Below are 16,996 nucleotides of genomic sequence, written 5' to 3'. Positions count from 1 at the left end.
TGCTTTTGCTGTACATTAACACTATATAGGCGTACATGAAGGGGAGGAAAACAAATGCATAACAGAAAGCGTTTTCAAAAGTCAGGAATTGCCTTAATGATGATTGGTTCGTTATTAGCAGGCTGCTCTTCCACAGGTGACAACCAAGGCAAGTCGTCTTCGGCGCCAACATCGTCGGAAACCGCATCCGCTTCACCGAAAGCAGCGACAGAGGACAAGTCGCCGATCAAGATTACCTGGTTTGTCGATCAGGACTACTACAAGAAGAACTGGGATGCGGTCAACGATCTGCTGGATAAAATGATTACAGACGCGACCGGCGTTTCGATTGATTTCACCTCAGGAAGTTCGGATAAGCTAAGCGCTATTATCGCAGCGGGAGACATTCCGGATGTGATCACCGTCGATAAAGGGTCCCCTCAGCGCGGAGTGCTCGAGAAGTCCGGCTTGGTTGCACCGATGGATACCATGATCGCGAAGTATGATCCATCCTTCAAGGTAGCGAAAACCATGCAGGATTGGTTCCGCAACCCGGACGGACACTTCTATGGATACGCGAGCTATTTCTGGGCCAAGGAAACGTTCCAACCTGGCGACTATATCGCCAGCAACCAAGGTTTATATGCGCGTCAAGACATTATGGAGCAACTTGGCATCAAGGCCGACGATTTTAAAACGAAAGATGGCTTGGTCGCAGCGCTTCGCAAGGTGAAGGATTCGGGCGTTAAATATAATGGTTTTACGCTAACGCCTGCATATTTTGACAGTTGGATTATTTACAACTTCTTCGGGGCGCCTCGTGAGGATGCCCAAGGCAATCTCATTGACCGCGAGCGTACGCCGGAATCACTGGAAGCATACAAGTACCTGAATCTTCTGTATCGGGAGGGCTTGATGCCGGAAGACAGCCAGACACTGAACAAGAATCAGATTCAGGAAAAGGTCGCCAATGGTGCGGTGTTCGCTTACACGAACAAGAATATTGACTGGAGCGCCCTGTATCAGAAGGATCCGAAAGCGACGTATGTGCATGTCGGGCCTGTAGTCGGCAGCAAGGGGAGTAAGCCATACGTTGACCCTGTCAATGTAACAGGCTGGACACTGTCCATGGTTAGCTCCAAATCCAAATATCAGGATCGGATTATTAAATTATTCCATTATTTATCCACGGACGAGATGAGTCTGAATGTGAACTATGGTCCGAAAGGCGCAGCTTGGAACTTCGATGAGAATGGCAAAGTGAAACTGTCGGACGAGTTCAATAAGCTGAATGCCGAAGATGCGAACAAAGCCAAGCTGAAATATGGCAATGGCACACTGAACTGGCTGATCAACTGGGTACCGATTCAGAGGACTGCGCCAACAACGAAAACGTTGGATAACACATTGAAGAAACAAGCGACGGACTATTTTGCTCAATATACGTACGATATGCTGCCCTTCGAATCGACGACTCCGTTAGGCGGGACGAAAGAATCGGGAATTAATGCCAAAATTGAAGAAAGCCGTGTGAAGGCAAGAGCCAAAATGTTCCTAGCCAAGTCGGAAGCCGATGTGGAGAAGTTCTATAACGAAGAGATCGAGCTGGAAAAAAACCTCGGTTATCAGGAACTGTATGCTTACCAGAACAATCAGTTTTTGCAAGCCAAGAAAGCGCTCGGCATCCAGTTTGCTTGGCCGACCAATCAGAAGAAATAAGGACTAGCCGTTACATCAGTTTATACAATGGCATATGCAACGTTCGTGAGTGGATCGCTTTCTTCACACGCTTGCATATGCCTTTTTGCGCGATTTAATAAGGGAAAGACTGCTAAAAAGAAAGGGATTAAGCCTATGAGACAGATTTTAAATTTTAACACGGAGTGGTGGTTCTGTCCTCAGGATGAGCCGCAAAGCAAACACAAGAAATATAAAGATGATCATTTTGAGGAGGTGCATATACCGCATACGAATAAGCTTGTTCCCCATCACTATTTTAGCGAAACGGACTATCAATTTGTTTCTTGGTATCGCCGTCACGTTGAGGTTCCAGCGGACTGGACGGGGAAAAGTCTAATTGTGGAGTTCGATGGTGTGATGTCGGTTTCGGAGGTTTATGTCAATGGAGCCTTCGTAGGTGAGCATGAAGGGGGCTATACTTCCTTTTCATTCGAGATAAGCGAATGGGTTGTATGTGGGGAATCCAACGTGATTGCTGTCAGAGTGGATTCGACACGTAGACCAGATATCCCCCCGGAAGGGCGCTTGGTCGATTATATGCTGTTCGGTGGCATCTATCGGAATGTCCGACTTATCGTGACGAACGCTGTGTATATCGAGTGGGCCTCTTATGAGTGGAAAGATGTGACTGCACAAGAAGCTTCAATGGATGGCACATTTCGGATTAACAATCGGGGTGAAGCGAAGACACTTATGCTGCATACCTCATTGCTCTCTCCCCTAGGTAAAGTCATTGAGCAAATCACCACGCCAATCATGGCGGATGCGGGAGAAACCGAAGTGAGTCAGATGACACTGCACGTGAAAAACCCGCATTTGTGGAACATCGACGATCCCTATTTGTATGTAGTGAGGACGTCCTTGTGTGACACGGGGGTGGATAGCTTTGTGAATGATGATCTGAATACCAGGGTGGGTATACGAAGTGCCGAGTTCCGTAAGGATGGGAAATTCTATCTGAATGGATGTCCGCTTAAGCTGCGAGGCTTGAATCGCCATCAGATGTTCCCGTATTTGGGAGGTGCGATGTGTGAGAGAGGGCAGCGTAAGGACGCGGATATGTTAAAAGAGGAGCTGGGATTGAACTTTGTTCGCTCTTCTCACTATCCCGCAGATCCATCTTTCCTCGATCGATGTGATGAGATTGGCTTGCTTGTCTTCGAGGAGCTGCCAGGCTGGCAATACATTGGCGATGCGCAGTGGAAGAACAAAGCGCTGTATCAGTTAGAAGAAATGATCGTGCGTGACCGCAATCACCCTTCCATTTTCTTGTGGGGCGTTCGCATTAATGAGTCTCAGGATGATACTGAGTTCTATTTGCGGACGAATGAACTTGCGCACAAGTTGGATCCATCACGGGCTACCGGTGGCGTGCGCGCTTTACATGACAGCGAGTTTCTGGAGGATGTTTTTACGTACAATGATTTCACACGTAATCGGGAAGGGAAAATCATGCAGCCGAATCATTCCCCATATCTCATTACGGAATATATGGGGCATATGTATCCGACGAAGTCGTATGACAGCGTGGAGCGGCAAATTAAGCATGCCCTTGGTCATGCCCATATTCAGAACGGGCAGTATGGCGTGCCCCATGTTGCGGGAGCAGCTGGCTGGTGCGCGTTCGACTATAACACGCATCAGGATTTCGGCTCAGGTGATCGCGTTTGCTATCATGGCGTCTGTGATATTTTCCGATTGCCGAAGTTTGCGGGACATTTTTACCGCAGTCAGCAGGAGCCTAGCAAGCAGCCTGTCGTATTTATTGCTCGTTATTTGATCCCGTCCTTTAATGAGGACTTTCGGGATGTCGTACCTGTTTTCACGAATTGTGAAGAAGCGGACTTATTTATTAATGGGGTTCAAATTGCTTCGGAGCGCCCTGACTATGTGAATTACCCCAGCTTGCCCCATCCGCCGATTATGTTCACAGGCTGCAGTTGGTGGGAGTGGGGATCGAGTCTGCTAACGAGTCTTAGGGTTGTTGGCAAAATCGGCGGTATCGCAGTAGCCGAGCATGAGCTGTTTCCAATGGGGATTCCAGATCACTTGATCCTGCAGGCGGACGATCTCGAGCTTATCGCAGACGGTGCAGATTGCACCCGAGTCGTAGTTGCTTTGCAAGACAGCAAAGGGCAGACACTGCAGCTTGCTCATCATGCGGTTTCATTCCATATCGAGGGTCCAGGGAAATTGATTGGCGAGAATCCCTTCAGCTTGGAAGCCGGCAGAGGCGCTGTGTATATTCAGGCGACCCGAACGCCAGGGACTATTCGTTGTATAGCAACAGTGAAGGGGGTGATGGCGGCAGAGCTGGTACTTCGAACGAGGGCGCTGCAAGCGCAAATCGTTCCTGTTCCACAGCGAACCAAGCAACTCACATAGAAAGCACAGGCTTGTAAAGCACCAGTCTGTGCCATCGGATTAATGGAGGGATCGACTGTAATCGGAATCAAAGGACCTAAATGATGATGTACAAATCGATCCGTAAACGCTTGCACTCCTTGCTTATTTTTACCATGGTGCTTTCTGTTATTGGCAGCGGCGGTATCCTAGGCCATGCACCGACTGCTCAGGCAGTTGATGTGTGGAAACCCATCGACACAGAGCCGATGATCGTAACCGGCAGTGCCTTGGATTTATCCGGCATGAATGACGCGCCGGCAGGTAAATATGGCTTCATCCAACAAGGCGGTGATGGCGACTACATGTTCGAGCAAGCGCCGCAAAAGAAGGTGAAGCTGTACGGAGCCAATTTAACATGGAATATGTTCTACGACTCACATGAAGGTGCGGATAAAACCGCAGATCGCCTAGCGCGGTTAGGCTTTAACGTGGTGCGGCTTCATACGCTGGACTCAATGGCCGATTGGGCACAGGGCATTTTTGTCCAAAATAGATCCACGACGCCACAATTAAATGCTGAAAGATTGGATAGTTTGGACTATTTGATTGCCAAGCTGAAGGTCCAAAGGCATCTATGTGACGATCGATATTTTCCACCTCTACGATTTCAAAGAGATCCCTGGGCTTGGCAATTATGCGGATGGGACGAAATCCGCGTACTTGCTGCCACTTCTACCGCAAGCGCTCAATATGTGGAAAGCGATTGCTAACACGTGGTTATCCCATGTTAACCCTTATACGGGACTCCCCTTGAAGAATGATCCCGTTCTGATCGGTGTAAGCCCCTGGAATGAATCCTTACTCCTGATAGCGCGACAGCTGCCAATTATCCGAAGGCATGGCGACGGATACCCATTTTGGGGGTTACTATCCGGGTCTGTCACTCAGGCAGCCCTATAATAAACCATTCTTGCTTACCGAGTTTCAGGATACTCAACCTGTCAAAGGACGGGAAGACGTCGGGATCTTTAACGGTGCTATCGGTGCTTACCAAGGCTGGGATATGATGAACCGCTATTCTTTTGGCACGAACCAGGGGGATGCTTATAAAAATATCAAACTGGGCGCTCCGGAGCAGTTCTCCATTGCGGGGGATCCGTTGGCGATCGTGTCCGAGACCCAAGCTTCGCTGCTATTCCGAAATGACGCAGTTCAGGCTGCTAATGGGTTTTGATAAAAGTGTACAGGAGGATTGAAAAATGAGAAAAGGAATGATTACTAAGGCTTCAGTAACGCTGGTTATGGCTTTACTCCTGCAAATAGTGGGGGCTGCAGGTATGGCGGGCCCTACCGCAAATGCAGCTCCCATAGTTGCTGACAGCACATGGAAAGCTATTGATACGACATTGGCGGTAGCACCTGGAAGTGCGCTGGACTTGTCCTACTTGAATCAAACACCAGCTGGAACGAAAGGCTTCGTAAAGATTGATGCGGATGGCGATTATTATTTTACGGATGAGCCCAATAAGAAAGTAAAGTTCTTTGGTACCAATCTTAACGGCAGCTATGGTACGGATCCAACCAAGGCCGAAATGGTTAATATCGCCGACCGGCTTGCTGCTATGGGTTATAATGTGGTGCGATACCATTCCAATGATGATAATGTTGAGTGGGCAGTAGGACTTATGGTGAAACCTACTTCCACTACGGTTACATTAGATCCGGTTAAACTGGATAATTTTGAGTACTTCGTTTCTTTGCTGAAGGATCGAGGCATTTATATCGATCTCGACATTCTGGCTTATGCGGATTACTCTAGTGTACCAAGCTTAAGCGTCTACGGCTCATTCGCTGCCAAATATATGGCAACGCTTTTTCCGGACGGTAAAGCGATTTGGCAATCATTTGCTCAGCAGTGGCTTACTCATGTTAATCCTTACACCGGACTTGCCTTGAAGGATGATCCTATATTGATGGGGCTGTCTCCCATGAATGAAACTATTCTTTATAATGCTAATTTTTCAAACGCAAGTGTAAATGAATGGTTAAAAGCAGACTTTAATACGTTTCTGGCTGGTAAAGCACGTCCGCCTATCACAACATTTCCAAATATATTTTGGAGTGCATCACCTGCGAGTATTCGTGATGATCTTGCCGAATACTTCACAGAAAAAACGTTATCTTCCCATAATGAAATGAAAAATTACCTTAAAGATGTAATTGGAGTAAAGGTACCCATTGGAGGAATTAACTACATTAATGATTCTTTGGCCAACTACTGGCGAACACACACAGATGTTCATGAAACACACTTATATAATGGGCTTGTAGATGGAAGGGGAGCAACATTCTCTTTTACCCCGGCGTCACATCCTCGTTACAGTATGGTATTTGCTCCAGAATCAGCAGCTAATTATGTGCCGCAATCTGGAGGGACTATATTTAAAAATTATATTCCTGGTCTTGCCCTTGGGCAGCTGTACCAGAAGCCTTTTGCATTAACTGAATATAATCAGGAGTTTCCGACGAAAGGCAGAGACGACCTTGGATTGATGGTGGCCGCGACCGGCGCCTTCAATGGCTGGGATATGCTAAACAGGTTTCAATATGTTTCCCGTGTAAAAGAGGCTACTCAACAAAGTGCAACTTTGGGTGGTTTTACTTCATTTGATACCCTAACAGATACCTTGGTAACGATGTCCGAATATCAAAGCACCCTTCTTTTCCGTAAAGGTCACATCACTGCAAGCGAACCTAAATTTGTCATTGTCAGGGACCAGACATCGGTTAAGACGCATGCGGCATCAACGGAGAATGAAGATTTAGAGATTAATCGAATGTATATACCGCATCTGTTCAAGATGGTTACCGTGTACGCAGATAAGCCTGGTGAACCCTATGCCATCTATAAAATCACACCTGAGCTTACACCTGAGCAAATCGCAAGCGGCAATTTACCTGCCCAGAATAAGATATCCATTACGAATAGCATGACTTTAAAGCAGGTTGCGGAGACGTTTATTAATGCTATTGATGATGTCAATCTGAAAAACAACATGCTCTCTAATCTGAATCAAAATAAGCTGGTTTCGGACACGGGTGAGCTTATATTTGATCTTAATTTAAATACTTATCTGATCAATACCCCTTACGCAATTGGAGCTGTAGGCACGTTGAATAACAACTTATTCGAGCTTGGTCCTGTATCCATAAAGGCAAGTGTGGATAAAGGAACCGTATCCGCAGCAACGCTTGATGATAAATCGCTAGACAAAAGCGAGAGAATGCTGGTCATCTATACAACCGATGCAGCGGCGACAGGGGAAGATACGATTCAAGATCTGACGGATGCCAACAAACGGACCTATGTAAGAGGGAAATTGCCGACACTTGCCAAACACGAGACAATGGAATTCCATCTGAAGACGACACTCATCCCAGCAGCGTACAAAGCTTACAAGCTGGCGACAAACGGTGTACGGCTGCAGGAAATTCCCGTGATCGCCACAGGAAAAGACGTATTTGTCCAGCTTGATACGGATAAAGGCTTCGCCTTTGAACTGGTTTACGATCCATTGTACACGAATGATTTTGAGTCAGGTGCGGCGGATTGGACCTCCGTTAAAGGGGACTTTGCGCTTCAAACAGAGAGTAGTGGCAATCATGTGTATCAGTCGACGAAGTCATCGACAGCTGTGGTCGCGCAGACTGTGGGTACAGACTATTTCGTAGAGTCAGATGTGAGGATTGTCAGTCATAAAGATACGGTAGGACTCCTCGCCCGGTATGTGAATCCAGACCAGTATTATAGCTTTACCTATGATGCGCTATTCGGAAAGGCAGTTATTGAGAAACGCAGCAATGGTACATCCGTTGTGCTTCAAACAGCGACCGGTGTGACATTACCGTTGGATGTTATGAACAAGCTGAGGTTTGAAGTGGTAGGCAGTAACCTATATGGCTATATCAATGGTCAATTGGTGGTCACAGCAACAGACAACTCGATTGCAAGCGGCTCCGCTGGGATCCTAACGAAGGATCTTGAACTGCCGGCAGGCTTCCCGTGGGGGACAGCAACACAACAATGGATAGCTGCACTAGGAAACGCGGTGAAAAGTGAAATTAATGCAACCCCTGGCTCTAATGGGGCATTCCTAATTGAATTAACCGAATTCTTGAAGCGGGTTAAAGGCCCAGTCTCCTATGATAATTTCATCATCTCGTATCGAGATATGACGGCGCCTTCCGCACCATCGAATGTGACAGCAACGGCGCTATCTTCTTATGAAATGTCATTGTCTTGGACCCCGTCTACGGATAATGACAGTGTGGCTGGCTACATCGTCTATCGGGATGGGCAAGAAACTGCGACCTTAAATGGCGCAACCACGAGCTATAAGGACACGGGCTTGAGCCTGGCCACGACTTACCATTACACGGTTCAGGCCGTTGACCCTGCGAATAATCGTTCTGCAGTTAGTGTTGAAGCTGTGGCTGTAACGAAGAGCACACTGCTCGAGGATAATTTCGAGTCGGGGAGTGCAAGCATATGGTCCGTTGTATGGGGAACTTTTGGCGTGGTGAATGACGGAGGCACGAAGGCTTACTTGTCCGATAATGCGGGTAAAGGGGCTACAAGGTCCGTAGCTGGACTCTCCTCGTGGACCAACTACCGTGTGGAAGCGAAGGGGAAAATGGATAAGCCGAGCGGCCGAATCGGGCTGGTGGCGAGATTCGTTGATTATAACAACTATTACAGCATGACTTATGAGAATTATACGCAAAAAGTATACATCAGTAAGCTGGTGAACGGTACGACTGTCGACTTAGCGATTTCCAATCCGATAACACCGCTTACCGCTGGAGCGTACCATTCGTTTGGATTCACGGTATCAGGCAATATCCTGCAAGCGTATGTGGATGGGCAGCTGGTGGCTATGACTACGGACAGCTCCTTCTCAGCTGGGAAGGTCGGCGTATATACGCACCTGTTGAAAGCGTATTTTGACGATATTGTTGTGAATCCCCTGCCGAATCCCGACGTCACAGCGCCTACTGCGCCAACCGGCTTGACGGCTGATGCGCTCTCGTCTGCGGAAGTTGCGCTGTCTTGGGCGCAAGCCTCCGATGATACCGGGGTAACCGGCTACACCATTTATCGGGATGGGCAATCTGTGGGCACGGTGACGGGCGCGGTGTATACATTCAAAGACACAGGCTTGAATGTGGCGACGACTTATCACTACACCGTCAAAGCGAAAGATGCGGCGAACAACATCTCCGAAGAAAGCAGTGAAGCCATCGTCACGACGAAAAGCACACTGCTGGAAGATAATTTTGAGTCCGGCAGCGCCAGCGGTTGGTCGGTGGTTTCCGGATGGGGAACGTTCTCCGTTGTATCCGACGTGTATGAGTCCAAAGCTTACCTGTCTAACAATGCGGATAAAGGCGGGGTGAAATCCGTAGCAGGATCCACATCCTGGACCAACTACAGCGTAGAAGCCAAGGGGAAAATGGAGACGGCCAGCGGCAGAATAGGACTGGTGGCGAGGTTTGTTGACTATAACAACTATTACAGTATGTCCTATGATAACTACACCAAGAAAGTATACATCACAAAGCTGAAAAACGGTGTTCAAACCGATCTTGCCATTTCAGCAGCCATCCCGCCTCTTGCCGCAGGAACCTATCATACGCTGCGATTCACGGCGAATGGGAATACGCTGCAGGCATATGTAAATGGTCAGCTTATTCTTACAGCAACAGCCAGCACGTTCTCAGCGGGGAAAATCGGGGTATACACACACCTGTCGAAAGTTTATTTTGACGATGTTGTGGTGAATGCAGCTCCGTAAATAGGAGGTCGCACAAGTAGATGTCTCTACTCGTGCGACCCCAAATACAGAATAACGTCGGAGGGGTACAAGTGAAGAAAGTTAAAGTAGGCATTATTGGCTGCGGAAATATCAGTTCCGTTTATTTTGAGGCAGGGAGCAAATTTAACATCCTGGAGATCGTGGCTTGCGCCGATCTGGATTTGGCACGGGCGCAAGACAAAGCAGAGGAGTTCCATATTCCGAAAGCATGCTCTGTAGAGGAACTGCTGGCAGACCCTGAAATTGAGATCGTCGTGAATCTTACGATACCAAGTGCGCATGCGGAGATTCATATGCGGGCGTTGGAAGCGGGGAAGCACACCTACGGGGAAAAGCCGCTGGCTATTGAACTGGAAGACGCCCAGCGAATTCTCGCCTTTGCGAAGTCCAAAGGCCTTCTGGTAGGTTCTGCCCCGGATACCTTCCTGGGGGGAGGGATTCAAACCTGCCGCAAGCTGATCGATGATGGTTGGATCGGCAAGCCAATCGCCGCGAGCGCTTGCATGATGTCCCGTGGACCTGAAAGCTTCCATCCTAACCCGGATTTCTTGTATCAGAAGGGAGCGGGTCCGATGTTTGATATTGGGCCGTACTACCTTGCGGCTTTTGTGAACTTAATCGGACCTGTCCGCCGAATTGCAGGTGCTGCACAGACTACGTTCCACGAAAGAATGGTGACCTGCGAACCGAATTACGGCAGGAAATTCCCTGTTGAGACGCCAACACACATTAGCGGTACGTTAGAGTTTGAGAATGGTGCGATTGGAACGATTACCACCAGCTTTGATGTCTGGGGAACGCGTTCGCCGAATATCGAAATTCACGGAACGGAAGGCTCGTTAATCGTGCCGGATCCGAATCAGTTCGGCGGTACGGTTTATTTGAAAAGACGCGATTATGCGGAGTTTAAAGAGGTTCCTCTTACTCATGGCTTTACGTCCAATAGTCGTGGTCTCGGTTTGATGGATATGGCCTACGCTATTAGGAATGGTACGGAGCATCGGGCGGACGGCGAATTTGCCTATCATGTCTTAGAACTCATGCACGGATTTTTCATCTCATCGGAGGAAGGCAAGTACTACGAGACCAAGAGTACGTGTAAAAAGCCGGAGCCTTTCCTGCTCGACATGCAGAAAAACGGGTTTTAAAGCAGTGTGATCTTCTACTTCTCTTCCAATATGAAGGAGTGGTTATGATGAAAAGAGTTTCATTTGTGTTTTCAGTGGTTTTGGCCATGGCTTTTTTACTGATTGCATCTGGAATCATCCATCAGACAGAAGTTAATGCGGCTGCAACCACCTATTATGTATCCACCACAGGAAATAATAATAATCCCGGAACACTGAGTCAGCCCTTTGCTACGATTCAAAAAGGGGTCAACGCGGCTGGCGCTGCCGGCCCCGGTTCTACCGTCATTGTGAGAGGTGGAACATATAATGTTACCGCACCGATCAATATCTCGACTTCAGGGGCAAGCGGCAGTCCGATCACGATTAAAGCGTACACGGAAGAGATTCCTATTATCTCCGGTCAGAACACCTATCCCAGCAACGCGCCACAAGACAATACGTATACGGGACCGACGGTCACCAACGACGGCGTGACCTATTTAAGCGGACAGCATTTCACACTATCCTGGAATTCTTTGATGATGATCACGGCCAATTATATTACCATTGACGGACTCGAAATCGCCTATTCCTATGGCGGGGGCATTCATGCAGGCAGCTCGGGCACAACCAGATATCATCACATTATCATTCAAAATTGCAATATTCATGAGAACCGTGATGAGGCTGTGCAGCTAGAGAATGTTGATTATTTTACCTTAGACGGCAATACAGTGTGGGAAAATGCGAATTTTGCGCGCTTCAGTCGATTATCCAGTGAATTGAACTGGCCGTTGATTATCATGATCAGGAACAGCGCGTATGGCACGATCAAAAACAGCACCATCTACCACAACTGGGGTGAGGGCGTTGGATTCTGGTATGACAGTCATGATGTCGTGTTAGAGGATAGCTCCATCTATGATAACTATGCGCTGGAAGTTTACATCGACAAGGCGCACGACGTCACCATACAGAGGAACATGATCTACAACACGGGGAATCCGATTTATTTCAGGGGCAGCAGTCCCAGCATGGGGATTGCCATCGCAGATGAGGATTTTCAAAATCATGTGCCCGGGTATAGCAGGAAAATTATCAATAATTTTCTGAAAGGCAACAGTAAAAATTTCGAGTATTGGAACTCTGGAATTACAGGCACTCGCTTGAATAATGAACTCATAGCCGGCAATACCTTTCTTGATTCGACGAATACGAATATCTCCATTGTCGGCGGTGCGAACCATACCAATACGCGAATTGAAAATAACATTTTCAAATCGAGCCAGGGAACGCTGCAGAATGTCGATCAGAATTCGCAATTGCTTTTCTCCAATAACTGCTGGAGCGGCGTCGTTACGGGAGTTGCCTCGAATGTGAATGATGTTATCGGAGATCCGATGCTTGCAGGCGGAACGTTCGGTCGGGACTATTTTAAGCTGAGGAACAGTTCGCCTTGTATAGGTAAGGGCAAGAATAATTTAGCGGACGTGTCGGATGATTTTTTTAAGACCCTGAGGAGCAATCCGCCAAGCATGGGCGGACATGAGTACCAGGCGCCTGCGCCAACGGTCATCATCGTCGATAACAGCGATCCGACAGGCGTCACGCAGATGGGGGCAGCAACATGGGCGGTCAGTTCTTACAGCGGCCAAAGGTATGGTGCGGACTATCTGCATGACGGCGATACTGGGAAGGGTTCGAAGAGCGTCAAGTATGCACCTAACCTCTTAACTGCAGGTTCTTATGATGTGTACCTATGGTGGAACGCGGATACGAATCGAGCAAGTAATGTACCGGTCACGGTCAACCATGCGTGGGGGGCAACCCAAACTACGGTCAACCAGCTGGCGGGTGGAGGCATTTGGAATTGGATTGGAAGTTATCCCTTCTCTGCAGGGACGTCGGGTAGTGTGATTATCGGCAATACGGGGACAACCGGATATGTAGTTGCGGATGCGGTAAAATTTGTTCCAAGGGAATAAATGATAGATAGGCTGCCAGCTGTCATCGAGGATGACGTAGAGCAGCCTATTTCTTTGTATTAAGCATTCACGGCGATACTTCTTGGACGGTTCCCTTTGGAGTCGTACCTGGGATGATAAGCCGTTGACTCGGGGGTTGTTATACTACGACGGGGAACGTTAGCAACAAGTCGACTGATTATATTTAATTAGTCAGAAGTACTTCAAAACTAATTTGTAAATGAGACAATTTAGCCAAAAATCCACTTCAAAACTTTATTTGTCATTTTGTTTTCATCAACAAAGCCAGCAAACCCTTGAGTTTGCTGGCTTTCTGCACTTCAAAACTAATTTGTCATCTAACAAAAAAAATTATATTTAGGAGCTGAAAATATATGCTTAATAGAGAGAGAGGTAATAAGGTCTTGAAATAGACAATATAGTTTTGAAGTAATTAGGCGTTCACTATATTGGGTGAATTCCTGTTGAAAAGCAGTGCAGCTATATACCTTCAAGCAGGTTAAAAACTGTTTGAAGGATATTTTTTAATTGTTTATCTTATTCTATCGCTAAATATTATTTGGGGGTTGATGACCTTGGCAGTTATTAAAGAAAAAGAAAATAGTCTAGTGACTGAGTATGATAATGCTAGAGTAAAACTAAGAGGTTTACTATTAAAACCAAGGCTAATTATTGGAGCTGGTTTGTTAAGTGGAATTATAGCCATGGTGGTACATTTATTAATTGGAAATCAAGATCCATTTTTGTTGTTTATCATACCATTGGTTATTTTTTTGTATGGCATACATTAGTACTATGAAGTATTGAGAAATTATGGACACCTCGTTCACAAATCGAGTGACATTATGTTAAGTGGTATAGAAGGTGAACTTCGCTCACTGGATACTCTTAGAAGTTTACCGAACATATACGGTAATTCCAGACGTACTCTTCAAAAATTCTACGGGGAATAATTCCCAAATTGACTTCATCGTAATAGGAGAAACCGGAATATGGGTTGTAGAGAATAAAACCTAAATGGAACTATAAGAGGGAATTCTGAAGATAAGGAATGGATCCAAGAAAAGATAGGCAGGGGTGGAACTATATACTCTAAGAATTTTTATAGTCCTCTTAAACAAGTTTCTACGCACGTTTTTAAACTAAAACAGTATTTTAAGGAAAATGGAATTAATCGTGTGCCTTGGATTGAAGGAGTAGTGTTTTTTTTAAACAATGATACAGTCGTAGATGTTGATAATATAAAGGGTAAGTCCAAGTCCATTATCAATGGTCACCAATCTTTAATTAAGTACTTTGAAAAAATTGACCATAATACATCAGATACGAAGAATTTAGAGGATATGTCAATAATTCAAGATTTGATATGGAAAATATCATCATAAACAGAATATATAATTTCGAACTTTGTACATACAAGGGACCTCGGAATCGTTGATAGTTCGTTCCCAAAACCGGTGATCTGAGCCACCAACAGTACATTATACTCCGGTCGGCAGGCAAGAAGTTCATATGCCCTTTTCAAGCGGTACTCCATCATATAATCGTTGAAGGTCACGCAAGTTACGCGGCAAGCTGAAGAACCGTAGCATGAATTGGTTTTGGAAGAGGACGATGCAAACAAGGGTGTTCCTGAAATAGAATGATCAGTGTATCAAGACACTCTTTAGGGAGTGTTTTTTGTTAGAAGGAAATAAAGTTAGACTAGAAAGAGAGACTGACGGCTGACATCAGTGGCCGTTCGCCAACGCGAAGCCGGTAGTCACTTGATCCTTTGAGCTTCTTTATGTCACCGTTCGTAGGTAGTCCCCGAATTGCTGCCACTATACGTTGCTGGACTTGATCCGGTTGTTTACGGATAAATTTTTCAGCTTGATGACTTGCTACATTCCGATAATAAGTCACTCCAACTTCGCCGTAGAGTTCATCGATTTGCTGCTCGTAGTTTGTTTCACCTTCGTGATGTCTTTACGATCATCGACAAACCAATTGAGAGAGGTTTTGGACAGCCTCTAATTTCCATCGGTTGAGGACATTCGTATGAATACCTTCCTTAGATGCAAGTTGCGATACTGTTTTTACATCTTTCAGAATTTCCAGTTGCGAAATAAAATGGAGGCACATTTGTGTCATTAGACACGACAAAGCGGACAGGGGAGTAGTAGCCGTTTTTCACCATGTCGGCAATAACTAAAGCATCTTTTTTGTCGCTTTTAGAGCGTGTATTGTCGCGGTTTTCTTTATTCTTTTTAACTAGGTGAGGATTAACAAGTACGGCTTCAATGGCTTTGTATTTGAGCCACCCGGCAAGGCTTAACCAGTAATGGCCAGTCGGTTCCCTACCAACGATAACTTGAGATAATTTAAATGAAGTTAACAAGTCGCGAATCCAACGGTCGAGGGACTTGAAACCATCATCGTCATTACTAAACACTAAAGGATTACCGAGAGCGACACCTCGAAAGTTAACCGCTCTGGCAACATGGGCCTTCGTTAACGGCGGTAAAAAAGGACCTATTCAAAAGACATCAAGTTCTTGTCAAACCCGGCAACAACGTACAACAAAAGCTGTCGGGTGACAAGAACATTGTCTCATTAATTAACGCGTAAATCGTGGTTTTTTTATTTTATGGGATCAAGTTCTTGTCACGAGCCAATGACAAGAACTTGATCCCATTCCCGATTTTGACAAGAACTTGATCTCATTCCCGACAGATGGGTTCGGGAGTGAATGAGGTGGAAATAGAAATACCTGGAAAGGATACTTATGATTGAACTAACGGGCAGGATAGAGGAACAGACGGTAAGGTTGTTCTCGAACAGAAGAACAAATTAATGATATGATGTTGTAAATGGAACAGGCTAGTCGAGCCTATTTTCTATTTTCGTGAGGGAGTCGATAAATGGGTATGGGAAGTACGAATCAATGGGATGCGGAATGGGAAGTATCAGAAGAATTGGCTCATAAATTAATAAGCAGTCAGTTTCCGCAGTTAGCTTCACAAAGCGTACAAAAACTAGGATACGGCTGGGATAACACTGTTTTTCTTGTCGGGGCCGAATATGTATTTCGCTTTCCAAGAAGAGAAGTTGCAATTAATCGTTTAAGGATGGAAGGAAAGATACTACCTAAGCTTAAAGATTATTGTTCCATTGCATATTCGTTACCGCTATTTTTTGGGGGAGGGGATTATAATTATCCTGCACCTTTCCTAGGCTACCCCTATTTATCAGGAGAGTTTCCAATCGGATTAACTGACAAGCAACGTGCGTTATCAGCAACAACGCTCGCGCAATTTTTAAAAAGCTTACATGCATTCCCTGTGCAAATTGCCCAAGAAAATGGAGTTCAACATGACCATAGAAATTTGATTGATATTGCAATGCGTAAAGAAAAGTTGCATAAATTCATTTCCGACCTTGCCCTTCATTTTAGTGAAGAAGAGTATCGTGAATTATCGAACTATTTGGAACAGCTTGGAACTGAAAAAGTGAAACCAAAAAACGTATTCCTCCATGGAGACCTTCATTTTAAAAATATGCTGGTAGACGAGAATGGAATAGTTTCAGGGATTATCGACTGGGGAGATATCAATATCGGACATCCTGCTTGCGACTTGAATGTCGCGTATAGCTTTTTGCCTCCGGATGCGCGTTCAGACTTTTTCAAAGAATATGGGGATGTCGATGAAGAAACGAAAATATTAGCTCGATTGATAGCCATATACATTCCCATTTTGATCATGATGCAGGCAATTGATTATAAAGATGAAAAGTTGGTTGCTGAAGCAAAAGCGATCATAAAACGTGCTCTCGCTGATTAAGAAATGTCATTCCGCTAACTGGGAACTATAGTTGAACGAAAAAAAGGAGCAGTTTACCGCGGCAGCTGTGACATCTTGCGGCTGCCTTGTTTGAACAATAAAACGTCATCTCATGTCATTGGTCCGTGCCTGGATGG

The 16,996-nt window shown here is 45.9% G+C and carries 9 protein-coding genes and 2 pseudogenes; 10 read left to right on the top strand and 1 reads right to left on the bottom strand.

Annotation, left to right across the window (positions count from 1 at the left end; genetic code table 11):
• Positions 1 to 54: 54 nt before the first annotated feature.
• From BC351_RS28045 to BC351_RS44440, 9 genes and pseudogenes are all read left to right on the top strand, one after another.
• Positions 55 to 1,698, top strand: coding sequence for a type 2 periplasmic-binding domain-containing protein (locus tag BC351_RS28045; protein WP_079417236.1), 1,644 nt, complete (start codon positions 55 to 57; stop codon positions 1,696 to 1,698).
• Between the two features lie 135 nt (positions 1,699 to 1,833).
• Positions 1,834 to 4,104: a glycoside hydrolase family 2 TIM barrel-domain containing protein gene (locus tag BC351_RS28040; RefSeq protein WP_079417234.1), complete on the top strand. Its 2,271-nt coding sequence runs from the start codon at positions 1,834 to 1,836 to the stop codon at positions 4,102 to 4,104.
• 80 nt (positions 4,105 to 4,184) lie between these two features.
• Positions 4,185 to 4,835 carry a hypothetical protein gene (locus tag BC351_RS28035; protein ID WP_079417232.1) on the top strand — a complete coding sequence of 217 codons (651 nt, stop codon included), beginning with the start codon at positions 4,185 to 4,187 and terminating at the stop codon, positions 4,833 to 4,835.
• A 128-nt stretch (positions 4,836 to 4,963) separates the two neighbouring features.
• Complete coding sequence (locus BC351_RS28030) at positions 4,964 to 5,299, top strand: hypothetical protein (protein WP_079417230.1); 336 nt, start codon at positions 4,964 to 4,966, stop codon at positions 5,297 to 5,299.
• 25 nt (positions 5,300 to 5,324) lie between these two features.
• A complete protein-coding gene (locus BC351_RS43580) occupies positions 5,325 to 9,920 on the top strand; it encodes a fibronectin type III domain-containing protein (protein WP_079417228.1) in 4,596 nt (1,531 codons plus the stop codon).
• Between the two features lie 71 nt (positions 9,921 to 9,991).
• On the top strand, positions 9,992 to 11,089 hold the full coding sequence (locus BC351_RS28020) for a Gfo/Idh/MocA family protein (RefSeq protein ID WP_208629857.1): 1,098 nt from the start codon (positions 9,992 to 9,994) through the stop codon (positions 11,087 to 11,089).
• 44 nt (positions 11,090 to 11,133) lie between these two features.
• The gene (locus BC351_RS28015) at positions 11,134 to 13,035 is read left to right on the top strand and encodes a golvesin C-terminal-like domain-containing protein (RefSeq protein ID WP_079417224.1); all 1,902 of its coding nucleotides are present in this window, start codon (positions 11,134 to 11,136) and stop codon (positions 13,033 to 13,035) included.
• A 575-nt stretch (positions 13,036 to 13,610) separates the two neighbouring features.
• Positions 13,611 to 13,826 carry a hypothetical protein gene (locus BC351_RS28010; RefSeq protein ID WP_079417222.1) on the top strand — a complete coding sequence of 72 codons (216 nt, stop codon included), beginning with the start codon at positions 13,611 to 13,613 and terminating at the stop codon, positions 13,824 to 13,826.
• Positions 13,827 to 13,899: 73 nt separating this feature from the next.
• Positions 13,900 to 14,420: pseudogene (locus tag BC351_RS44440) on the top strand (nuclease-related domain-containing protein).
• Positions 14,421 to 15,181: 761 nt separating this feature from the next.
• Here BC351_RS44440 and BC351_RS27995 read toward each other — a convergent pair.
• Positions 15,182 to 15,520, bottom strand: a pseudogene (locus BC351_RS27995) (IS110 family transposase); the annotation flags it as partial.
• A gap of 424 nt (positions 15,521 to 15,944) precedes the next feature.
• On the opposite strand from BC351_RS27995, the gene BC351_RS27990 reads away from it, so the two are divergent.
• A complete protein-coding gene (locus BC351_RS27990) occupies positions 15,945 to 16,859 on the top strand; it encodes a phosphotransferase (protein ID WP_079417303.1) in 915 nt (304 codons plus the stop codon).
• Positions 16,860 to 16,996 lie beyond the last annotated feature (137 nt).

Origin of the sequence: Paenibacillus ferrarius (genome assembly GCF_002027705.1) — a bacterium.
In the GTDB taxonomy this organism is placed as follows: Bacteria; Bacillota; Bacilli; order Paenibacillales; family NBRC-103111; genus Paenibacillus_E; species Paenibacillus_E ferrarius.
The sequence above is the reverse complement of the archived record's forward strand: the minus strand, read 5'-3'. Positions and strand labels throughout refer to the sequence as shown.